This window comes from Streptomyces sp. NPDC041814 (assembly GCF_055590565.1).
The window spans coordinates 962,174-984,612 of record NZ_JBVJAM010000002.1 but is presented as its reverse complement, the minus strand read 5'-3'; the positions used below and the strand labels follow the sequence as shown (position 1 = coordinate 984,612).

The following is a 22,439-nucleotide window of genomic DNA, read 5'->3' as shown; positions in this document are numbered from 1 at the left end:
CCTGGTGTGATCATCCGTCTTCCCGGGGGAGGTCTGCAGTCGCCCCGGGTACCCAGAAGGTGGGCGTGAAGGCGAGGGCATTTTCTAGAAGGGGGGCTCCAGGGAGTACCCGTTCTCGCCGAGAGGGACGGGCTCGGGCTTCGGCTCCGCGGCACGCTGTTCCGCCACTGTGGGGTGGACGGCTATCGCCTCCTCCGCCCGCCCTTGCAGGACCAGGACTTCACACAGTTCCTCGCGTGCCTTGACCGTGCCCAGGGCTCGCAGTTCATCGGCGGCGTCGTCAAGGCGGCCAGCTTGCCTGAGGAGGTTGGCCTTGACGATTCGAGGATCAGCCCAGGGGCGATCAAGGCCGGCCACGGTGATGGCCTCATCGACGCGACCGAGGCCGGCGAGCGCCCAGGCCCGCCACCCGTGCTGGAACTCCTCGTGCCCGTAGTGGGGTACGACCCTTGGGTGCTCGACCAGATAGAGCAGTTCTTCGGGGCGGTCGAGAAGCGGGTGGACGAGTGGTGCCAGGAGGTTGGAGCAGTCGTACCAGCCGAAGCCGGGCTCCGCGACGACGATCGCGTCGTTCAGTCGGCCTTCCTCCAGCAGCATCGAGGAGAGCCAGGCACGGTACCCGACCCAGTCGTCGCCGGCGATGGCGTCTCTCATCACCGACTCGGCCTCCTCGACCCGGCCATGACGGCGCAGCGCACCCGCGTAGATGTCCAGGACGGTGTGCGCATCCTGGCTGCCCACCAGTTCGTGCAACTCTTCAAGCCGCCCGTGACGTGCCAGCAGTTCGGCGTAGGCGATGAGGGTGTTCTGAGCGAGGATGCGGGGCCCGGCGATGTCTTGGCCGAGGAGCTGGATTGCCTCATTAACACGGCCCGCCCGCTCCAGCACGCGCGCCTGCAACTCCTGAGCCTCGGAGGAGGCGTAGTCCCGGTGTGCTTCGCCGCGGGCCTGACGTGCATGGTCTGCGAACGGGGCAATCAGTTCCAGCACACGCTTGTCACGGCCCTGCCCATCGGTGACATCCACCAGAACGGAAAGGAGCCCCGACTCGTCGAGGTGCGGGAGGAGTAGTTCGATGGCCTCGTCGATGCGACCTGCCTTGCCGAGCACCTCAGCAAGATCACGAATTTCGGTCGTGGAGGCCCAGCCACCGCCCCTACGGAGCAAGCCCAAAGCCTCCTCCGTCCCGCGGCCCGCTCGGAGCAGGATCTCGGCCTTCGCATACAAGGCGTCCCGCCACCCCGACACGACGAACGGCTCCACCACAGAGAGCGCGCGCCCAAGTTCCCCTGCCTGGCACAGCTCCTCCACAGCCCCCTCGGCACAGAACCACTCGCCACGATCCACTGCCACCTGGGCGACCAGATTCAGGTGACCGTGCTCCAGCAGGAGACGCACCCTTCTCGGGGATATTCCGCGATAGTTGCTCGCCTGCCACACAAGATCGTTCATATCCATGGCCGGAAGCGTAGAAGCACCCACCGACATCGACCCGTTGCGCAACTCGCCCCAAGGCGCCGACGGCGCTGGGCGGGGCACGCGGTCGCTCTGCACGGCGCCGCCCCGGGCGAGGGCGTGGGTGCTTTGCGTACTCCTCGATCTCCGACGGCAAGGTGTGATCAGCCGGTCGCCACGGGCAGGGGGCGTGCTGACCCGCTTCGGTCAGCCGGCTCCGCCCGCCCTCGATCGGCGCGGTTCGGGGATACCTCCGGGCCACTGACTCGCTGACCCAGTCCCGCCGCGCGGCCTGGGTCAGCGTTTGGGCAACCTTCTGACCTGCGCATTTGGGGGTTTGGGTCAGCGATTGGGTCGGGGGGTCTGAGAAGCATTCACGGCATCACCTGGAGGGGAGTTGCCGTGAACGGAACGCGGGTTTTTGAGTCGCTGAACGCCGAGTGGGCGGTCGTGTGTGCCGAGCCGGGCCGCGCCGCGATGGTGCTCGGCTGGCTGCGCGAGGGCGGCGTGCACTTCGGGGCCGGGCAGGTCGCCGGCGGCTTGGCGGAGGTCTTGGCCGAGCTCGGATGCCGGGACCGGGCGCAGGGGCGTGGGCATAGCGACCGGTGGCTTCGGGTGTTGCTGGAGCGGGCCGTCGGCGACGGGGCGGGGGCGCTGCTGGCGGCGCGGGTGGTGGTGCAGGCGATGGTGCCGGCGGCGATGCGGCTGACGCGTCGTCTTCAGGCGGGGCGGGACTACGACGAGACCGGGCAGGTGGTCCTCGCGTGTCTGTTCCAGGTGGTGCGGCGTTTTCCGCTCGGGCGTAGGGGCGGGGCCGCGGCGAATCTCGTGATGGAGACGCTGCACCTGGCCAGTCGCGAACTGCGGGCCGAGAGCAGCGAGCCTGCGACCGTGCAGTGCCCGCACCTCGACGAGGTACTGGCCGGTGAACCGGCGGACGACGACCCCGCCGAAGCCGCCTGGGCCGGGCTCCTGGAGCGGCGGGCCGTGAAGGCGGGGCTGCTGCGGGACGGCGAGGGCGTGGACGGGGCGCGGGGTGAGCTGGTCGAGCTGCTGGTGTGGGCCGTGGACGCGGGCCGGATGGACGCCGGCCGGGCGCTGGTGATCTCGGACGAGACCCGGGCCGGGGCGCAGGCCGGGGCGGGGGTGTCGGCGGTGGCTTGGCGGAAGCGGCGGAGCCGGACCGTGCGGCAGATGCGGGTCGTCGCCCAGCAGTGGGCGCAGGCGGCATGACGGCCCCTTTCTCAGATTTTCTCGGGTTTCGCGGTCACGTTTGGGCGTGGGCGGCTCCTTGGGGTGGGTGACGGCGGAAGGACCGCCGTTGCGGGTTGGGAAGGGGTGGGCGGGTCATGACGGACCCCGAGCTCACAACAGCGGAAAGCGAAGCCGGCGCTGAGTCGGATCTCGCTGTGCTGGTGCGGGCGCGCAGGCGGCTGCGCGCGCTGGTGGTGCAGCTGGAGATGGCGCCGTTCGCCGATGAGACCGCGGCGTCGATGCGCGCCTACCTCGATGAGGACGCCACACGGGCCAGTTCTGCGTTCGCCCGCTGGGTCCGGCTGCCGGAGCAGAGCCGGACCGGTCAGGTCGGCCAGGTGTTGCGGGGGCAGTCGTGAGGCGGCGCACCGAGCGTGTGGAGGACGTGCTGCCGGGTGAGGCGGGCGGGTGGGCGCTGGGTTCCCTCGGCGCCGCCGCCAACGCGGTGACGGTGCTGCGTCGTACGACGTGGGCGCTGATCGTGGCCGGGCCGGTGCTCGGCGTGTGGGCGCTGCTGTCGCGGCCGGCTCCGGTGGTGCCGGTGGCGCCGGTTCGCCAGGAGCAGCCCGCAGCGGTGGGGCAGTCGGCGGGGCCGGGCGGGTTCGCGGAGCTGTTCGTCAGCGCGTACCTCTCGGCAGGGGAAGGCACCGAGGACTTGCTGGCGCCGTTCCTGCCGACCGCCCGCGACGTGACCCTCACCGCTCCTCCCGGGGCGCAGCGGGCGCAGGAGCTCGCGGCGGTGAAGGTGCGGCAGGTGTCGGGCGGGTACTGGTCGGTGACCGTCGCCGCCCGCGTGGTCACCACCGGCGATGCCACGGACACCACGGCGAAGCCGGGCACGAAGCCGGATGCCGGGGCGGAATCGGAGGCAGCTTCGTCGTCGGGGTCGGTGTTGCGGTACTTCCAGGTCGCGGTGCGTTCCGGCGCTGGTGGGGTGCTCGCGGCGGCCGCGCTTCCTGCGGAGGTCGGTGCGCCGGTTTCGGGTGAGGCTCCGGCTCTGGCGTACGGGCAGTCCGTCCCCGTGCCCGCTTCTGATCCGGCCGGGCAGACCCTCGCCGGGTTCTTCGCCGCCTACCTGGCCGGGAGCGGGCAGCTGGAGCGCTACCTCTCCCCCGGCACCGAGCTGTCCGCCATCTCGCCCGCGCCGTATGCGCGGGTCGAGGTCGAGCAGATCGCCGAGCCCGGCATCAACGACCCCGGTGCGCAGCAGGCTCCTGCGGCCGACGGGGCGCGGCGGGAGCTGTTGGTGCAGGTCGCCGCGACGGATGCGGCCGGACAGGAGCGGCCGCTGGCGTATGCCATCGCGATCACCGCACGCGACGGCCGGTGGGAGATCGGGTCCATGGAGGGAGCTCCCGTGCTGAGCAAGGGCTCGGCGCGGGCCGATGAGAAGGAGGCGCAGTGATGCATGCAGATGTGACGGTTTTGGCGGGGGCGATCGACGACGTCGACCGGCTGACCCAGAAGGCGACGAGTCTGCTGAGCGGCTCGGTGATGCTGCTGATGGTGGTGGCTGCCGTGGTGGTCACATGGGCGAAGTCGAAGTCGGTGGTCGCGGCGTTCGTCGCGGCCCTGGGCGGCGCGGCGCTGTGGTTCGTGGTGCTGAACGCGCCGACGTTCCGCGACAGCATCGGCGACGACCTCACCCCCAGCAGCAATAGCAGCAGCGCAGTCCGCGGGGCCGGCCCTGGACACGCGGTCGTCCACACCTTCGCCCTGTCTCCTGGGCGGGGTGAGCAGCGGTGAGCACCACGGCTGTGGCCGGTTCGGGGTCGGAGGTGCTGGTCGGGCGGTGTTACACGCGGGCGCGGCGGCATCCGCTGATGATCGGTCGGTGGCCCGGTGGCAGGGGCCGGATCTGGGGTGGCCCGTACACGGTGCCGCAGATGGTCGTGCTGGCCGGGTCACTGACCCTGATGCTGCTGACCCGGGCGGTGTGGGCGCACTTCGGGCTCCTGAACTACGTGATCGCGCTCGGGCTGCCGTACGGGCTTTCGCTGCTGGTGCGGCATGTGCAGGTCGATGGCCGTAGTCCGTTGTCGGTGGCCGGGAGTTCGCTCGGGTTGCTGGCCCGGCCGTCCGGCGGCCGGCTCGGCGGGCGCCCGCTCAAAGCCCTGCGCGGTCGGCGGCCGCTGATCGGGGTGTGCAGTGTCACCTGGTCCCCGGATCGACCGGTCCACGGTGGGGCGGGTGCGCCGATGCTCCGCGCGCACCGGGCCGGGGCGGCCGTCCAATCGGCGAGCGCCGTACGCCCGGGCCCGGCATCTCGTCGTTCCGCCGCCCGCGACCAGGACCTCGACCAGGGCATCGTCCTCGGCCCGCCCACGGGCGGCACCCGGACGGCGGGGCGGGGCGCAGCCGGGGCGAATGCAGACAGGGCCAACAAGAGCGAGGACGTGGTGGAGCGGCGGCCGGTGGCGGTGGCCGCGGCGTTGCTGGCGGCCCGCCGGCGCGAGGTCCGAGATGACGTGAGCAATCCGCGCGGTGCGCGGCGAGGGGTGTGATCCGGGGTGCGGATGCCGATCCGGCATGTGGCCGGGAACGTGATGTGGACGGTGCACGGGCAGGTCTGGGCGGTGTACCGGGTGGCAGGGTCGGGCGGCGGTGACACGTCGCGGCGGTCGAAGGACCGCCGTCTGGGGCAGCTGGAGGCGCTGGTCAAGTCGCTCACGGGCGAGTCGATGCTGCTGAGCCTGTGCCCGGCCGTCGACCCGGAGAGCGTCCTAGCGAAAATGACCACGGGCGCGGGCATCGACATGACGGTCTCTGCCCGCTACCGGCAGTCCACCGAGCTGTTGCGCGGGCAGCTGGAGCAGCTGGAGCTGACCGGTCGCACCGACTGGCTCGCCGTCCCCTTGCCGTTGAGCCGTGGGGAGTCGATGCGCGAGGTCTTCGCCGCCACCCGGGCCGAAGTCGCCCTGCAGCTGGGGTTGCTGCCGCGGCCGGTGTCGGCGCGGGAGGAGGGTGAGCGCCTGGTCCAGGCCGAGCGGATGGCATCGATGTGGCCGTCGGGAATCGCGCTGCGGGCCGCGACGACGGCCGAGATCCTGTGGATCTACGGCCACAGCGCCCGACGCGGACTCCTCGAACCCGTACTCCCCGAAGGCGAGCAAGCACGGATGCGGGGGCGGGGCCGGGGCGCGGCGTCGCTCGGACAGGTTGTGCTCGCCGAGGGCGGCCACCTCTTCGAGGACCTGGAGGACCTGGAGGGCGACGGCACCGGGAAGGACGTGGGCTGGGGTCGTCATCGCACGGGCCACGGGGCGGGCGATGGCGGGGCCGGGAGGCGTGGGCGCAGAGTGGGGGCGTTGGGTCCGTTCGCGCGGCGGTGGTTGGAGGTCGCGACCGAGTACGGGCCGTCGTATCAGGTGTTGCTCGCCCTGGCGGAGATGCCGGAGGCGTTCGTTTTCCCCGGCTCTGAGTACCTCGCGTCGTTGGACATGTTCTCGTTCCCGGTGGACTGGGTGGTGCGCCTCCACGTCTCGTCCGGGGCCGAGGCCGAGGCGAAGACCCGTCGCCAGGCCCGTGAGCTCGCCCATCAGTACGCCGAGTACGAGGGCGAGACCGCTGGTGTTCCGGCCAGCGTGGACAAGGCCGTTGGCGGGCTGGATGAGTACCGCGAGCGCCTGACCGCCTCGAGTACCGAGGTGGAGGTGCGGGCGATGGCCGCGCTGTGTGTCTGGGGCGGCACCCCGGAAGAGGCGGAGCGGCGGGCCGGGGAGTTGGCCGGGCACTTCGCCGGCAACGAGTACACCTTCGCCCGGCCGCGCGGGGAGCAGGAGAACCTCTGGTACGGGATGCTGCCCGGGTCGCGGACCCCGCAGGTGATGGCCCAGTACGCGCAGTACTTGCTGGCCCGGGACTTCGCGATGGCCGCTCCGTTCAACGGCGGCGGGCTCGGCGACAGCACCGGCCCGTTGTTCGGGCTCCAGCTCGCCGGCGGCGGCGTGCGCCCCGTGCTGACCGACTGGACCCGCGGCCCGAGGGAGAACACGTCGGCGACGGCGGCGTTCGTCGGGGAGCTCGGCGCGGGCAAGTCGACCGCGATGAAAGCGGCGGTGTATTCGGTGCTCGCCGCCGGGCACCGTACCCGGGGCAGCTACCGGCGGGGCCGTGTCGTGATCGTGGACCGGACCCCGCGTCAGGAATGGCTCCGCTACGCGCAGGCGTGCCCGGGCCAGACCGAGTGCATCACCATCGACGACCACGCCCGCATCTCCCTCGACCCGCTGCGCATCTTCACCGGCCGCGAAGCACAACGCTTCACCGAGAGCTTCCTGACCCTGTTGCTGGGGCTCGCGCCGATGAGTGATGAGGGCATCGCCCTGTCCGAGGCGATCGAGGCCGTCCTCGCCCAGCCGCATCCGTCGATGCGGGTTCTGGTCGAGGAGCTCACCAACCGCGGCTCCCTGGGCGACGCCTGCTCGGCGATGGCCGCGCGGCGGTTGTCCGCCGTGCGGCGTAAGGACCTCGCCCGGGCGGTGTTCGACGAGACGCTGCCCGTGGTCCGCGGGTCGTCGGCCGACACCCTCGTCTTCTCCGTGGCCGCCCTGGCGCTGCCGACGAAGAGCGAGCTGCGCGAGGGGCGACTGGAGAAGATGGAGTTCGAGAAGGTCTTCGGCCGGGCCGTGATGTACCTGATCGCCGCCCTGTGCCGGAAGATCGTGTACGCGGACCTGGACGAGTTCGCGCTCGTGGTGTGGGACGAGTGCTGGTGGCTGACCTCCAGCCCCGAAGGCCTCGCCCTGGCCCTGGAGCTCGTACGCGACGGCCGCAAACACGGCGCCGGCGCCCTGTTCGGCGGACACGACGACGAAGACATCGGCTCCGGCGACTCCGAAGACGGGCAGATCCTGCGCGGGCTGATCCCCCGCAAGTTCGTCTTCCGCCACACCGACCCCACCCTCGCCCGCCGCGCCCTGACCTTCCTCGGGTGCGACCCCAACGACCCCGATCTCCTCGCACTCGTCACCACGGGCCTGTCCCCCAACAGCCCGGACCTGAGCGATGAGGAGCGTGCCGCACGGGCCGGGGAGTGCCTTCACCGCGACCTCACCGGCCGGATCGGCGCCATGCAGATCACCCTGCCCGCCGACGAGCAAGCCGTTGCCCACATCCACTCCCAGCCCCTGCAGAGCACCACAGCATGAACAAGCGGCGGGCCGGCGCACCGGCACAGACCAAGGACCAGCCCCGGGCCCGGGACGCAGCCGCCGAACCCGGCCGCAACGGCTCGAACCGGGGCCGGTACGGACGTGTTCCCGTTCTGGGCCCGGCCCGAGCGCTGGGCGGGCGGCCGCGGCTGCGGGGCGGGCGCGTACCCGTACGCGTGCTGCGTGCACTGCGCGGTGTGCGGCGGTGGTTGCGGCCGGGGCGGAGCATGGCAGCCGGGCTCGTCCTCCTCGCGCTGTCGTGCCTGGCCTCGCTGGTGCTCGCCGCCGTGGTCGCCCACGCGGCTCCCAGCCCGACGCCGTCCCCGTCAGCCAGTCGCGGGCTGCTCGACAACCCGTTCGTGCCCGGCCCTCAGGGGCCCGTTCCGGGTACGTCCGGGTCCACGTCCTCTCCCCCGATGCTGCCCGGGCCGCCGAACCCGCTCAAGCCGAGCCCGCTGGTGCCCAACCCGTCGGCCACGGACAACGGGCTCTCCGACCTCCTCGATGACGCACGCGAGAAGGAGGAGCGCGAGAAGAGGGAGGCCGCCGAGGAGGAGCGGCGCAAGGAGGAGAAGGCGCGTGAGGAGTTCGAGAAGAAGGTTTCCGCGTACAAGAAGGACCGGGCGGCGCAGGGTGGGGTGCTGTCCGCGTTCGACGTGACCGACCGTGATGGGAATCCGGTCAGCTCGTACCGGATCTACGCCGACACGGGTGACTGGAACGACTGGGACCTGAGCATTGAGGGGTTCCTCGTCGACATGCTGTTCCTCGGGAACAAGTGGCTGGTCAGCTTCGCGTGCTTCCTCATCTCCTGGTCCTTGTCCTTCTTCCTGGCCGGGCTCCTGCTGAAGCCGGCGCTGCAGGTGTCGACGTCGCTGTACGGCAGCGTCGTCACGCAGCTCGGGCTGCCGCTGCTGTTCCTGACCGTCACCCTGGTCGTCGCGTCGTTTCACCTGCTGTTCGGGAACCGGGTGCGGGGCTGGGGCGAGATGGCGGCCGCGCTGGTCATCTCCGCGCTCGCCATCGGGGCACTCGCCTCACCGCCGCAGCTCCTGCTCAGCAAGGACACCGGGGCCGTGGCGAGCGTGCGGAACCTGGCCGTGGAGACGGCCGCCCTGGTCCTGGACAAGGAACCCATCACCAGCACCCGCCCCACCACAGACGCCGGATGGGAGAAGAAGCCGTCCGGGGACAGTGTGGGTGAGCGGGTGCGGTCGGCGCCCAGTGCGCTGGCCCGGCCGATCACGGATGCGCTCGTGGACGCGTTCGTGGCCCGCCCGGCGATGCTCCTGTCCTACGGGCGCACCTTCGATGGGAAGTGCGGGAAGGAGTTCCGGGACTCGCGGATCGAGCAGGCCGTCTACGACCAGGAAGTCGACGAGCGCAAGGAGAAGGGCAAGTCCTTCCTGAAGAACATCCCGGGCCTCGGGGTGGCGCTGCCCGGCAAGGTGAAGGACTGGCTCGTCGACACCACTGTGGACGTGACCACCGACGAAGTGATGAACATGATCCATGGCTCGGGGCCGGTCGCCAGCTTCGAGAAGGACTGCGTCAAGGACGCCGGGGCGGTGAAGAAGGCGTCGATGGACAAGGTCGGCGGCGCCGCGTTCATGCTCCTGGCCGCGTTCCTCACCTGCGCGTTCATCACCGTTCTGGGGTGCGGGTTCCTCTTCGCTCAAGTCCACATCGCCATCGAGGCGATGATCGCAAAAGTGGCTTTGGCCGCCGGGATCCTGCCCGGCCCTGGACGGGCCTGGCTGTGGGACCGGGCCGCCGCCATCGCCCGCGGCCTCGCCCTGATGCTGGCCTGCGTCATCTCCCTGGCCGTGTTCGTCGTGGTCGTCAACACCGTCCTCAACACCCCTGAACGTGATCTGCCGGGCGGGCTGACGGTGCGGTTCATCGTGCTGGACGGCATCTGCGTCGCCGCGTTCCTCTACCGCCGCAAACTCGCCCGCACCACCAAGGGCATGGTCGCCCGAGTCCGAAAGCGGCTCGGGAACAGCCCACTCGGCGGGGCCGCCACCGCGCCCCCGGGGCGGGAGCGGGGCGGGGTCGGGAAGCGGCTGGTGCTCGGCGGGCTCACGCTCGGCGCAGCAGTGGCCACCGGCGGCACGAGTACGGCGCTCGGCGCCGCCGCGCGGATCGGTGGCGGGCGTGCGGCCGCCGGAATCACCACGCGCCTGGCCCGCACCGGCGGCCGCGCCGCAACCAGTCTGGCCACGGCGGCCGAACGCACCGTTCGGGCCGGGGCGCGCACCGCCGTACGGGCCGGGAGAGTCGGGCTCCAGGCCACCGTCGGACTGCCGGTGTACGGGCCGCGCATCGCACGCCGGGTCGGACCCGCCGTGACCGCGCTGCCGGGGCAGGCAGCGGCGCGGGTGTCCGGCGCTGTCCAGCAACTGCACGACCGGCGGCACGAGATGACCACTCGGGTCCAGCCGGCTCTCGAACTCGGCCGAGAGGCCCGACACAACGTGCGCTCCCTCGGCCGCATCGTCCGCGGCCGGCCCGGCCTCGGCGACTACCACCCCGCCACGCCGCCCGCCCCGCAGCAGGCTCCGCCCACTGTGCCCGCGGCCCGCCGCCTCCCCACCCCCGCCGAACCGGGCGCCGGGCCGGGCCCGGCACCGCGGCCGGGCGGTGCGCGGCGACGGCCTACTCCCCAGCGCGGTCTCCAGCCGCCCGCCAGCGCAGCGCACGCCCGCCTCCACCAACAACTCCACCGCGTACGACACAACCGGACCGCGGACCCGGCACCGCCGCGGCAGCCACGTACCGCGCGCCGCCGGACCGGACCCGGAACATCGTCGTGACGGGGAAGGGGAAGGTGCTCCTGGCCGGGTCGGCGCTCCTGGCTCCGGTCGTCCTGGTCCTCGGGCTCGTGGTGCTGTTCGTCGCGGCCGTCGCCAACGGAGCAGCTGGCCACGAAGAAGCCGACGCCGCCCCCGTCGCCGCGGCGGGCGGGGCGCCCGGGAAGGTCGCGGGGATCAATCCGGTGATGCTGTCCGCCTACACCCGCGCCGCTGGCCAGGTCACTGCTCTGCGGCCGAAGTGCAAGGGGATGCGGTGGTCCGTGATCGCCGGGATCGGGAAGGTCGAGTCCAACCACGCCGCCGGGCGCAGCATTGCCGCCAACGGGAACATCACCCCGCACATCCTCGGTGTCCGACTCAACGGCTCTGGCGCCGGCGGCAACCGCACCTCATTCACGGACACCGACCGCGGCCGACTCGACGGCGACACCGCCTACGACCGGGCTGTCGGCCCCATGCAGTTCCTGCCCTCCACCTGGAACGGGCCGACCGGGCAGGACGGCAACACCGATGGCGTCAAGGACCCGCACAACGCGTTCGACGCCGCACTCGGCACCGCCGTCTACCTCTGCGGCACCGGCACCACCGACCTGAAGCAGCCCGACCAGCTCCGTATGGCGGTCTACCGCTACAACCACTCCGACACCTATGTCGACGCCGTCACCGACTACGTCACCGAGTACGACGTCCTGCCCACCGGCGCAGACGCCGGGACCGCGGCGACCGGACGGGCCAGGGCGGTGATCGGGGCTGCGAGTGCCGAGCTCGGCACCCCGTACGTATGGGGCGGGGGCAGCACTTCGGGCCCGACCAAGGGCGGCTACGACTGCTCCGGCCTCATGCTCTACGCCTTCCACACTGGCGCCGGCATCACCCTCCCCCGCACCTCCCAGCAAATGCGGCACACCGGAACCCGCGTCAACCGCGCCGACATCCAGCCCGGCGACCTGATCGTGATCAACAACGACGGGAACTGGGGACACGTCGGCCTCTACACCGGCAACAACACCATGATCCATGCACCACGCCCCGGTAAGAACGTCGAGACTGCGCCCCTGGCCGGGTACTGGGAGAAGTACGACTGGGCTGTGCGGCGGGTGCTGTGAGAACTCACGTGCCCGGCCCGCTTGGGGCGTCAAGCACGCGTGCGTCCTGGGCCACAACCACACCGACGCTTGTGGCGAGGCGCCCTCAGCTCTGTCAACGAAGATCCCGACGACCCACCCGTCGCGGTTGGCGTCCGCTGACGTTGCCATCAAACGACTCGAGGCCCCTCCCGAAGAGTCCGAGAGGGGCCTCGCCGCTTGGAAGTCCTTCGGTGAGGACCGGGCGCGAATGGGGCCTGACCGCCCTCCCAACCAAGACCAAGAGCTAAGACCGTGTCCTATGTGGGTTTGGTTCGTTGGGGTCGTCATGGGGAGGGGCACTTGGAGTTGGATTGTTCCGGACGGGCTGTGGGAGATCGCGGAGCCGCTGATCCCGCCGTCGAAGATACGGCCGCAGGGCGGCGGGACGCAGGACACGCCTGATGAGACGCTGTTCGCCGCGATCATCTACGTCCTGGTCAGCGGGTGCGCCTGGCGTGCGTTGCCGCCGTGCTTCGGGATATCGAAGTCGACGGCCCACCGCAGGTTCCTGATCTGGTCGAGAGCCGGTGTCTGGGGCCGGCTCCACGAGGAGAACCTGCACCGCCTGGACGACGCCAGCCTCCTCGACCTCTCCCGCGCGGTTCTGGACTCCGCGCATGTGAGGGCTAAAAAGGGGGCGAACTCACAGGTCCGAGCCCCGTGGACCGGGGCAAGCCGGGTTCCAAGATGCACGTCCTGTCGGACGCGAACGGACTGCCTCTCCTCGTCGGCCTCTCCGCGGCCAACACCCACGACAGCCTCGCGCTGGAGCCCATGATCACCGGTCACCAAACGAGACACGACCCCACCGCGGCCGCTACTTCAAGCCCCGGTGCCTCCACGCGGACAAGGCATACGACATACCTCACCTGCGGAAGTGGCTATGGGGCAAGCACGTCGGCGTGCGCATCGCCCGCAAGGGAGTCGAGTCCAGCGAACGGTTAGGGCGCCGCCGATGGGTCATCGAACGCACCATGTCCTGGCTGACCGGCTACCGCAGACTCAACCACCGCTACGAACGCCATCCCCGCAACTACCTCGCCTTTCTCGGCCTCGCCGCCGCACTCTGCTGCTACAAACGACTCCTCCGACTCACCACATAGGACACGGTCTAAGAATGGCGTATCGCCCTGCCGACGCCGTGCCGGCGCTCCCTCGAAGAGCATCACAGCCGACAAATCCAGGAACCGCGAGGCGGCGGCGACGGGCTGGAAGGACAGCGGCTACGTCTTCACCCGCCCAAACGGCGCACCAATCGGAGGAGCCACCCTCACCCGACACTTCAACACCCTGCTCCGCCAGGCCAGGCTCCTCCGCATCCGGTTCCACGACCTCCGCCACTCAGCGGCCACCCTCCTCCTGGAACAGGGAAACGTCGCCCGCAACGTCAAGACCACCACGCACCAGCCCAGGCGCTTCCGTCCGCTCACCGCGGCAGAGGCCCGTCAGTTCCTCGACGCAGCCCGCGCCGACCGGCTTCATGACCTCGACCTCAACGCCGGAACGGCCAGCATCCGACGCTCACGCCAGCGCACCCGCACCAGCGGCCTCACCCACCTGCCCGCCAAGACCCGGGCATCCGAACGCCGCATCGCCCTCCCCACCGAATGCCTCCACTCCCTCAAGGAGCACAAGGAGCGGCAGGACAAGGAGCGCGAGACCGCAGGGTCAGCCTGGCAGGACAGCGGCCTCGTCTTCACCACGCCGACCGGCGGGCCTCTCGACCCGGCCAACCTCACCCGCCGCTTCCGCCGCTTCCTCGACCGGGCCGGACTCCGCCACATCCGCTTCCACGACCTCCGCCACTCGACCGCCACCCTGCTCCTGGAACAGGGCGTCGATCTCGTCGTGATCAAGGGACTTCTCGGCGACGCCCTCAGCCCCGGCCGCAACGAACCCGACGGCGCGCCCGTCGCAGCCATCGTCCGCTGACGACGCCGTCACCGTTGCCGTCAAGAGACACTTGGGCCCCTCCGTATTCTCCCGGAGGGGCCCAAGTGCTGCGCTGGGGGAATATCTCAGGAGCTAACCCCCTGAGGTCGCTCCATCGTTATCAGGCTGTCCAGCTCACGGGGGAAACTTCAAGGGGAGCGCGCACCATGGTCGTGTCCGCCACCGGATCCGGGACGACGATCACAGCCGCTGCGGCCGCGTGGCGCCGGGTCGGCCACAACTTGCCCATGGTCGCGTGTGGCGGATCTGCTCGTCGCTGAGGTCCTCGTAGCCGGCTCAGCGATCCTGAACCGGCACGAGGCCGCCTGCACCTCACGCCGCTGGCCGAACGCACCTGTGTCGAATCCGGGGCGCCACCCAACCAACGCCCAGCACACTCAAATTCCCTGATTCCGGCCCCTACCTGAGCCTCCCCGCAAACGCGGCCGCGTCTCCGTGCCACTTCTTGTGCACCCACAGCCGCTCGCCGGCCAACTCGGTCGGCGCCCACGTACCTGACAGGGCCCCAACCCCCGCACCCTGAGGCAGCCGCGCGATGACCTTGGTCGGCTTCACACCGCCGAACCGCCCATACTCCAGCACCGCGACGCCCCGGTCGGTCACCAGCACCACTCGCCGCGTCGTCAACGCCATAGCGACCGCCGCCCCGACCAACCCGCCAAGGACACCTCCGAGCGACCCAAGACCGCTCTCCGCCCCGGCCGCAACGGCCACAACCCGGACCCCGATCAGCCCCGCCACGAAGAGCCCGACCTGCGCCCACGGGTTGATCCCACCCTGCGCCAGCAAAACCCGCTGAACACGCTCACCTGGCTCCAGCAAACCTTGCGAACGCTCAATAACCCTGGTCGATATCTTCAACGTCACGAAGTTCCATCCAATCGATCAAATACACGTCAGAACAGTTCAACGAGAACAACTCGGGCGCGAGCCACCCAGCCATCAAACTTCAGTTCGAAAGGACTCCATGACGGCGGCGGAGGATGACGAAGGTTGTCATCGTCTCCACCTCAGTCGCTCAAAGCACGGCGACATTACCTCACGCAGCCTGCATGCTCACGCACCTCCCCCGATCAGAAGCTTGCCGACGATCTGAACTCATGAACCGTCAACGGGAATGAAGAGGAGAGAATTTCCGAACGGATTTCTCCGGCGAGCAGCCCCGCCAGGAGCTCGGAGCACCCGAACTCGAACTGCTCCCACCATTCCCCTCGAGCCTCGTTCACCATGATCGTCCACCCATCTGGATCAACTCCTGGACGAACGATCCAGTAAAGAAACTCCCCATTGTCCGTCGAGGCCCAGGGGACAAGTTGACTTCCAGGAATTTCCAGCTGCTCAGGCTTGGGTTCACCACATTCCCACAGCATCTGAAACGCCTCATCGCGCTCGCTTTTGGAACGCTCCAGGTCGTAATGACCGTTCACGCACCCCGGCTCGAGAACCCAGAGATAACCGTCGAACCGGCCGCCACCATACGTATCGATCAAGTCCATGTAATCACGCGGAAGTCCGAGCCCAAGCCCATCCTCCACCCTCCCCCAATCCTTGCGCAATGGATGGACTTCTGGAGGTGCAACCAGTTGAACCAGTCGCCCAACATGTAGGTTCACGATTTCGGCCTGTTCAGAATCGTCTGGTATATGGAAAAACCACCCGAGCCGGTGCCTCGAATCGTCACACCCAGCGGGTAAGGATTCGCAGGACCCACTACAGGGTTTTCAGCGTAAATAGGGGTGACACTGTATCGGACCGTCTGCCCTTGCTCAACGGCCTTCCGCACTTGCCCCTCGATGACACGCATCACCGGCGTGTTGGCGTACTGATGCATCGGCACGAAGTTCCTTGGATCGGTATTCGATCCGCCCAGCTGAGCCCCCCTCAGGTGAGCCCGGTTGTATCCCCTGCCGCTGACCCACCCAACCGGATCCACTCGCGGATTGGTCCTGCCGCCGATGTTGCTCTTCGTGAGTGTGACGCGGATGCCGGTGGCCCGACCAAATTCATCGAGGCCGCCGTACGAGCCACAGTTGTGAACGAGGACCGGCGTGGCCCCCGCAAGCACATAGTACGCGTGCACGTCCTGGATGGTGAGGTCGTGTGTGCGTTGGCGCTTGGTGTAGTGGCGTACTGCCGTGATTTGAACGTGCGTGCCGGCGCTGGTGCGGAGCCACTGTCCAACTTCGAGGTCCCCAGCGGGTATCCACTTTTTAAGATCTGGCACCCAGAAGGGGTGAGTGTCTGTGGCAACTATGCTGGAGAAATCTTTTTCGATATGGACCGTTACTTCGGTAAAGTCTTTGTCGCCCTCTGTGGTGATGGTGGAGACGACCTTCTTCTTCGCACTCTTTCCCGTGGCTACATTGGTTGTTTCTACTGTGTCACCGACATCTACATCTTCAATCGCTTTGCGAGTGCCGTCGGCTAGCAGAACTGCAGTTCCGGGAAGGAAGCTATGGCACGCGCCCCTCGATAGCATTTTGATTGTGGCGAGCTCGAAGACCAAGGAGGTAGCCGCGCCCGAGGCGGCACCGTCGATCATGTCCGAGGCCGTGCCAGCAGTGCTGTGGTCCGCGTCAGTCGAGAGTGCATTATTGACTGCTGCGCCTGCTGCGCCGGCGAGTGCCCCGCATCCCGCTGATGCACCCAGGCTGGCGCCACCGGTTTCCGGCGCAGTGAGGACGGCTGTGCCGTAGCAGACGCCTCCGACGAACGTTTCGGTGGCCATCGTGATGATCTCTTTGTGGTCCTGGGCCCAACCCTTGACGCCGTGAATGATGTTCGACCAACCGCTGCTGTCGGAGCTTCCGGCGTCGTTCGTGTCCGTGATTTCGGTGTCCGGTCCTGTTTCGCCAACGGTGCCGCAACTCGCGGACATGTTGCCGGAGTAGCAGAAATTGCTACCCCAATCTCCACCCCCGTTCAAGGGCATGGTTTTGAGACCGGTCGGGTCGGAGAGGCTCGTGGGGTTGTTGTTGGCGTAGGCGTAGCCATTCATCTGTTGGGGATCGGCTACGTCAAGGACCGGGTCGACGGAGATGAAGCGGCCGAGGTCGGCGTCGTATTCGCGGGCGCCGAGGTGGGTGAGGCCGGTGGTCTTGGTGTCGTCGGTGCCGCCGACGAATCCCTTGGTGCCGGGCCAGGTTGTGGGTGTGGTGCCGCGTTGTCCGCCGAAGGGGAGGGTGCGGCGCTGGGTGAGGGCGAGGCTGGATGCCTGGATGGAGAGTTCGCCGGTGCCGTGCTGGTCGGCGATGGTGAAGGCGAAGGTGCCGTCGTCGCTGCGGATGGCCATCTGGCCGCCGCCGAGGTCGAAGTACCGGGTGGCCTTTGCCTTGGTGGCCCCGGTGGGAAGGGTGACTTCGGTGTTCCCCAGGTACAGGGTGGTCTCGGTCGGGGTGCGGCCTATGAGGCGGTTGCCGGAGGCGTCGTAGAGGTAGCTGGTGGTCTTGCCGCTCTTGGTGACGCTTGCCAGGTGACCCTCGGCGTCCCAGGTCAGCGACTGGCCCGGGCGGGTGATCGTGTTCCCGGAAGAGTCGTAGGTGTAGGTGTCGGTGGTGGAGCCAGCGGACCCGGTGGTAGTCCGGGATCTCAGGCTGTGCGCCTGGGCGGTGCCGGGCGTGGGGTAGGTGTATGTGTCCTTGAGGTCCTTGGCCGTGTCACCCGTGACGTCGTGTCGTGTCTGCGTGGCGCGGTTGCCGGACTTGTCGTAAGTGAAGGACTGCCAGTACGGGGCTGGTCCTCCGACCTGCGACGCCGCGGGTGCGGTTGCGCAGGTTGTTGTTGGCTGGGTCCAGGCTTCAGTGAGTCGGCCGAGGTAGTCGTAGGTGTAGCACTGGTTGTCCGTGCCGGTCCGGGACGTGTCCGAGATTGCGCGGACGTTGCCGATTTCGTCGTAGTGGTAGGTGGCGTAGCGGTCGGTTCCGGGCTGGTCCTGGCGGTCGACGCGGGAGGTGGCGAGGCGTTGGGTGCCCCACTCGTAGGTGTTGGTGACTTGCGTGATCTTGCCGCCGGAGGTGAGGCTCATCTGGTACTGGAGCGGCTTGCCGGTGAGGCTGTAGCTGACGCTGGACGTCATGCCTTCGCCGTAGACCGTGGTCGGGCGGAGCGTTGCGTTGTCGTAGGTGTAGTTGGCGGAGCCGCCTGGCAGCGAGCCTGCTGCGGAGTAGCTGACCGAGGCGGGCAGCCCTGAGATGTGAAACGCGGCTCCGGACTGGTACGTGCCCTGGAGAGCGCCTTCGCTGCTGGGAATGACGACTGCGGTCCGGATGGGGCGGTAGAGCCTGTCGTATTCAGTGATCTTGGATGTGTATGCCTGGCCGTTTACGTACCGGGTGGATTCGGCGAGCTGGCCCTTGCCACCGGTGACCGTGTCGTAGACCTGCTTGGTGCGCAGGGTTCCGGTGGCGGAGGTCTCGCGTACTTCGGTCTGGCGGCCGAGGTCGTCGTAAAGGTATGCCAGTCCGGGTACGTCGGTGCGCGAGCCCTTGGTGAAGGTCACCTGTCCGCGGTCGTCGTATGTGGTGGTTGTGGTGCCCTGGTCGGGGTCGGTTGTTGAGATCTTCCGGCCGAGCTGGTCGTACGTGTACGTCCAGTGGTTCCCGGCGGGGTCGGTGACCTTGTCCAGTTCGTTCCGAGGGGTGTAGTGGTACGTGGTGGTGTCGTAGGCGGCGTCAGCTGAGCGGCTGTGTAGCTGGCGCAGTTCCGTGGTGTTGCCGCGGGCGTCGCTCAAGGCGGTGGTGGCGGTGCCGCCGACCGGGGGGATGACGGTGACGCGGTCGCCGCCGTAGATGGTCTTTGTGGTGTTGAGGACTTGGCCTTCGCCGCTGTTGCCGGCTACCTGCTGGGTCTGTACGGGGCGGTTCAGTCCGTCATACGTGGTGCGTGTCTGGGTCTCGACTGAAAGCGCGTCGTTCGGTTTGAAGAGCTCGGTGCTGGGCGTGTTCGTGACGTAGTAGGGGTCGTAGGTTCTGGTGGCGAGTCCGCGTTCGTCGTAGAAGGTGTCCGTGATGATGCCGCCGCCGTCGGGGCCGGGTTCCTGGGTTTGGCGGCTTCGCAGGAATCCGTCGAACAGTTCGTAGGACGTGATCTGTCCGCCGGTGTTGTTGAGCGACTTCGTTGCGACCGCGACCGGCTTGTCCTCAGCGATCGTGTAAACGAACTGCTTCGTAGGAATCTGTGTGTTGCGCCGATCGGCAGCCCAGACCTTGGTCGTGCGCCCCAGGGCGTCGTATGCGTATTCGGTGATGTTGTTGTTCGTATCGGTCTGCTTGGTGACGAGCCCTCGCAGCGGGTCGAGGTCCGTGGTGGTGGTCTGGGCCGTCGTCGTGTCGGACGCCTTGGCAGGCGGGGTGGTCACCTTCGTCTGGGTGGCGAACCCGCTCGTGGGCGTGTAAGCGGTAGTGGTCTTGCGGCCGTCGGTACGTGCGGTGCGGACAGGGGTGCCGTCGTCCGTGACCGTCACGTTGGCGGTCAGGTCCGTGGCAGTCAGCTGCCTGCCGTAGCTGTCGAAGGTGGCCCCTGCTTCGAGGTAGGTCGCCTTCGTGCCGTCGTGGCTCTTCAACGTGGCCGCAGCAGTGACATTCCCCTTCGTGGGCGCGGCGCCGTAGGCGCCGTTGTCGTAGACGGTGCGGACGTCGCTCAGGACATCCTTCGTCTTGTCGACGGGCGCGTCACAGGCTTTTGCGACCGTCTCGGCGCGAACCGGCATGCTGAGGATTGCGCTGTTCGCGTCTCCCGCGTAGGTGGTGCGTGTGCAGGTGTTGTCCGTCGAGGTGGTGTCGTCCCCGTAGTCGTCGGCTTCGGTGATGCGGCCAGCAATGGTGTCGTGCTTGGTGGCTGTCGCGGTGGTGCGCCACTTGCTGCCCGCGCCGGCGTCCAGCGAGGTCCAGGTCTTGCTGCTGGAGGTTCCGGTGAAGTTGGAGGTGACGGTGCCCCAGTCCCGGACCTTCTTTCCGGTCTGGTAGTACCAGGGCCGGTTGATGGTCTTGCTGAGGACCTTGCCTTCGTCGCCGGGTTTGTCGAAGGTCACCGTCTTGTAGCCGAAGCCGGGTACGGCTTCGTGGTCGGTGATGGGGTCGCCCTCGCCCGCGTCCAACGTCACGGAGACGGACTTGGTGCCGCCGGCAGCATTGAGGCGGTCGCCGCTCATGCCGCGCAGGAAGTAGCTGTCCTGCTGCGTCTTCATCTCGGTGGCGCCACCCTGGCCGCCGGTCCTGACCCTGACGTGCTGGTAGCCACGCCACTGGGACCAGGTCTTCTCTTTCTCCTTGGTCAGGCCGTCGTCATCGTCGTAATGCCAGGCTGCGTCACCGAGGTAGTCATACAAGGTGACCTCGTCCGGCGCGTCTCCCGTGCGGTCCGTCTTGGTCACTGACTGGGTGACGTATTTGTTGAACCACTGCAGGTCCGCGTCAGCAGTGCTGTCCCCACCGATGTACTGAGGAAAGCACCTCGTCGTGTTCGTCTCAGGGGTGGGAAGGCTGCTCCAGTTGCAGGCCGCGTCGGTGTAGTTGACGCTGACTTCGCCTCCCGACTCGTCGGAGACTGTGAAGAGTCGGTCCTTGACGAAAGGTGCGTAGCCGTCCCCGATCTTGTCGAGGCGGTTTTGAAGCTGGGTGTAGGTGAAGGTGGTCTTCGGTAGCTGGATGGTTGGTGTGGCTGCTTCACCGGTGTGCTGAATGCTGTCCAGCAGGAGCTGGCGGTCGATGTCCGCCATGCCCCAGTGATAGTCGAAGGCCCAGGAGTCGACCTTGTCGTAGGTTCCGGCGGCGTTGCGGACCTGGGTCGTGATGCTGTTGAGCCGCTGGCGCGTCCAGAAGGACGGGGAGAGTCGGCCGTTGTCGCAGCTGGTGCCGGCCTTGCAGTTGAGGTCCCAGGGGGTGTCGTACCAGTAGGCCGACTTTGAGTCGATCGTGTCCGGGGCGCAGGTGACTCCGGTCTGCGGCAGGCAGCGTTCCTTGTTGTCGAAGACGACCTGGGCCAGCGGCGGGGCGTAGTAGGCGCCCTGCCTCAGGCCGTAGTTGATCTTGTCGAGGTACCCGCCGCGGACATACGACGTGTCGTCGTCGGCCTTGAGGTTGCGGCCGTAGGAGTTCTTCTCTTTGCTGTAGTGGTAGGTGATGGCGTTGCCGTGGGTGTCGACGACTGTGTCGAGGTTCCAGCGCCAAGCCTGCTGGCACCAGGATTCTGCGAACGTGGCGCCGTGGCATTTCTCGCCGGTGTCGTTCCCGTAGACCGGAACCGTCCAGGCCGAGTTCGTGTCCTCGTCGCCTTCCTTCCAGTCGCTGGGCCGGTTGAGGCCGAAGTAGTACTTCGTACCGTCCGGGGTGGTTACACGCCAGTACTCGCCGTCGTTGTCACCGTTTTCGAGAGCGGGGTTGTAGCTGCGGGCGATCTTCGTGCCGTCGTCGTTCTTGAGCTTGAAGGTGTTGGTGCCGGTCTGGACGAGTTCGCCGCTCGCTCCGTTGAACGAGATGTAAGCGTTGTCGTAGGCCCAGCACAGGTCGCCGGGCTTGTTGCCGTCGGCGTTCTTGACGCCGTCGTCGGCGCACGGCTTGTAGCGGCGCTCGATGGAGCCGGGCCATAGGTCGAAGCCGTCGCCGACCCAGGAGCCCTGGTTGTTCGTGGTTCCGGTACGGCCGTCGATGGCGCCCGAGGAGTAGGAGAGGCCGACGCTCGGCTTCAGACCACCCGGCACTTCGGGAACCTGGAAACCGTAGGACCAGTTGAAGGCACCAGAGTTGAGGCTGGTGCTCCAGGTAGAGGAGGGTGAGAGGGAGGTGGCCTTGTAATCGCCCTTGTCTCCCTCTGCTGCAGCCGTAGCTGCCAGAACGGTGGGAGCATCCGTCTGAAGTGAGACCGCGTTGGCGGTCAGGGTCTGTCGTGCGGTGTCGTTGACAGCGGTGACCGGCCGGCCGTCGCGGCACGTCTGCTTCTCAGGTGTCGTCAGCGCACAGGCCGGCAGTTCGACCAGGTGCATGCGGGACGCGTACGAGCCGCCGAAGGACTGGGCGAAGGAGGAGTAGTCAACAGAGACGCCGACCGGTGCGTTGCCCTCGGCAGAGGAATCCGCAGCCTTCGGGGTGAGGGTGAAGAGCAGTCCCTTCACCCCCGCACGCTTGGCGTGCTGGGAATCGAACACGCGTGAGGTGACACCGTTCAGCGCCAAGGAATCGCTCGCCGCGCTGCTCTTCGCCGTGCTCTTGCCGGCCTTGGTGCTCGTGGCACGGGCGATCCCGATCGGCTGCCCCTTCGGCGAGGCGAACCGTTTCGCACCCTTGGCGCCCGGGGCCGGAAGTGACGTGGTGACCTCGGTCGCCTTCGGCAGCGTGCTGTGCGGGGCGGCGGTGGGGACGCGGGACCCCTTGTGCTGCGCCCGCGGTTTGACCTTCGTGTCCTTGGTGCCCGCGACCGGCTTCTCCGACGCGGGCAGACCGGGCAGGCCCGGGGCCGCAGCAGCGACGGGGGTTGCCACACCCTGCAGCAGACTGCCTATGAGGACCGTGGACAGGACGAGTGAGGTTCTGCGGAGCAGTCGTGCCCCAGGACTGGCTTTCATACGTGACGTGTCCATCACTGTCAGGCACCTGACCACTCATATGGGCCAGACGCGAAGAAATTTGCGAGGAGAACTTGCAGGTAGCTGTGGGTGTCGGGTGGGCGGACCGTCCGTGGAGCGCCCA

Annotated in this window: 12 protein-coding genes and 3 pseudogenes; 11 read left to right on the top strand and 4 right to left on the bottom strand. The window is 68.2% G+C overall.

Annotation, left to right across the window (positions count from 1 at the left end; genetic code table 11):
* Positions 1–84: 84 nt before the first annotated feature.
* Positions 85–1,458, bottom strand: coding sequence for a tetratricopeptide repeat protein (locus ACZ6C6_RS09700; protein ID WP_469200809.1), 1,374 nt, complete (start codon positions 1,456–1,458; stop codon positions 85–87).
* 399 nt (positions 1,459–1,857) lie between these two features.
* On the opposite strand from ACZ6C6_RS09700, the gene ACZ6C6_RS09695 reads away from it, so the two are divergent.
* The 11 genes and pseudogenes from ACZ6C6_RS09695 to ACZ6C6_RS09645 form a co-directional block, all read left to right on the top strand.
* Positions 1,858–2,688, top strand: a complete 831-nt coding sequence (locus ACZ6C6_RS09695) for a hypothetical protein (protein WP_469200807.1) — start codon at positions 1,858–1,860, stop codon at positions 2,686–2,688.
* Between the two features lie 116 nt (positions 2,689–2,804).
* Positions 2,805–3,068 carry a hypothetical protein gene (locus ACZ6C6_RS09690; protein WP_469200805.1) on the top strand — a complete coding sequence of 88 codons (264 nt, stop codon included), beginning with the start codon at positions 2,805–2,807 and terminating at the stop codon, positions 3,066–3,068.
* Positions 3,065–4,114 carry a conjugal transfer protein gene (locus ACZ6C6_RS09685; RefSeq protein ID WP_469200803.1) on the top strand — a complete coding sequence of 350 codons (1,050 nt, stop codon included), beginning with the start codon at positions 3,065–3,067 and terminating at the stop codon, positions 4,112–4,114. Before ACZ6C6_RS09690 ends, ACZ6C6_RS09685 begins: the two co-directional genes overlap by 4 nt.
* Positions 4,114–4,455: a hypothetical protein gene (locus ACZ6C6_RS09680; RefSeq protein ID WP_469200801.1), complete on the top strand. Its 342-nt coding sequence runs from the start codon at positions 4,114–4,116 to the stop codon at positions 4,453–4,455. The genes ACZ6C6_RS09685 and ACZ6C6_RS09680 overlap by 1 nt, the downstream gene beginning before the upstream one ends.
* Positions 4,452–5,213, top strand: coding sequence for a hypothetical protein (locus tag ACZ6C6_RS09675; protein ID WP_469200799.1), 762 nt, complete (start codon positions 4,452–4,454; stop codon positions 5,211–5,213). The genes ACZ6C6_RS09680 and ACZ6C6_RS09675 overlap by 4 nt, the downstream gene beginning before the upstream one ends.
* A gap of 12 nt (positions 5,214–5,225) precedes the next feature.
* Positions 5,226–7,859: an ATP-binding protein gene (locus tag ACZ6C6_RS09670; protein ID WP_469200797.1), complete on the top strand. Its 2,634-nt coding sequence runs from the start codon at positions 5,226–5,228 to the stop codon at positions 7,857–7,859.
* Entirely contained in the window at positions 7,856–10,678 is a 2,823-nt protein-coding gene (locus ACZ6C6_RS09665) for a hypothetical protein (RefSeq protein ID WP_469200795.1), read from the top strand. Before ACZ6C6_RS09670 ends, ACZ6C6_RS09665 begins: the two co-directional genes overlap by 4 nt.
* Positions 10,675–11,784 carry a C40 family peptidase gene (locus ACZ6C6_RS09660; protein WP_469200793.1) on the top strand — a complete coding sequence of 370 codons (1,110 nt, stop codon included), beginning with the start codon at positions 10,675–10,677 and terminating at the stop codon, positions 11,782–11,784. The genes ACZ6C6_RS09665 and ACZ6C6_RS09660 overlap by 4 nt, the downstream gene beginning before the upstream one ends.
* 307 nt (positions 11,785–12,091) lie before the next feature.
* A pseudogene (locus ACZ6C6_RS09655) lies at positions 12,092–12,908 on the top strand (IS5 family transposase).
* A pseudogene (locus ACZ6C6_RS09650) lies at positions 12,829–13,131 on the top strand (hypothetical protein); the annotation flags it as partial. The pseudogenes ACZ6C6_RS09655 and ACZ6C6_RS09650, both read left to right, overlap by 80 nt.
* A 45-nt stretch (positions 13,132–13,176) precedes the next feature.
* Positions 13,177–13,737 (top strand): annotated as a pseudogene (locus ACZ6C6_RS09645) (tyrosine-type recombinase/integrase); the annotation flags it as partial.
* A gap of 420 nt (positions 13,738–14,157) precedes the next feature.
* On the opposite strand, the gene ACZ6C6_RS09640 reads toward ACZ6C6_RS09645, so the two are convergent.
* From ACZ6C6_RS09640 to ACZ6C6_RS09630, 3 genes are all read right to left on the bottom strand, one after another.
* On the bottom strand, positions 14,158–14,625 hold the full coding sequence (locus ACZ6C6_RS09640; protein WP_469200791.1) for a hypothetical protein: 468 nt from the start codon (positions 14,623–14,625) through the stop codon (positions 14,158–14,160).
* Positions 14,626–14,831: 206 nt separating this feature from the next.
* Positions 14,832–15,254 (bottom strand): hypothetical protein, encoded by a 423-nt coding sequence (locus tag ACZ6C6_RS09635; RefSeq protein WP_469200789.1) that lies wholly within the window; start codon positions 15,252–15,254, stop codon positions 14,832–14,834.
* Positions 15,255–15,367: 113 nt separating this feature from the next.
* Complete coding sequence (locus tag ACZ6C6_RS09630; protein ID WP_469200882.1) at positions 15,368–22,315, bottom strand: DNA/RNA non-specific endonuclease; 6,948 nt, start codon at positions 22,313–22,315, stop codon at positions 15,368–15,370.
* Between the last annotated feature and the right edge of the window lie 124 nt (positions 22,316–22,439).

Bases quoted from the DNA above. Each gene is read 5' to 3' on its own strand.
- ACZ6C6_RS09670 (WP_469200797.1), top strand. From the start codon at position 5,226: ATGCCGATCCGGCATGTGGCCGGGAACGTGATGTGGACGGTGCACGGG.
- ACZ6C6_RS09680 (WP_469200801.1), top strand. From the start codon at position 4,114: ATGCATGCAGATGTGACGGTTTTGGCGGGGGCGATCGACGACGTCGAC.
- ACZ6C6_RS09635 (WP_469200789.1), bottom strand. From the start codon at position 15,254: ATGGACTTGATCGATACGTATGGTGGCGGCCGGTTCGACGGTTATCTC.
- ACZ6C6_RS09700 (WP_469200809.1), bottom strand. From the start codon at position 1,458: ATGGATATGAACGATCTTGTGTGGCAGGCGAGCAACTATCGCGGAATA.
- ACZ6C6_RS09690 (WP_469200805.1), top strand. From the start codon at position 2,805: ATGACGGACCCCGAGCTCACAACAGCGGAAAGCGAAGCCGGCGCTGAG.
- ACZ6C6_RS09630 (WP_469200882.1), bottom strand. From the start codon at position 22,315: ATGAAAGCCAGTCCTGGGGCACGACTGCTCCGCAGAACCTCACTCGTC.
- ACZ6C6_RS09665 (WP_469200795.1), top strand. From the start codon at position 7,856: ATGAACAAGCGGCGGGCCGGCGCACCGGCACAGACCAAGGACCAGCCC.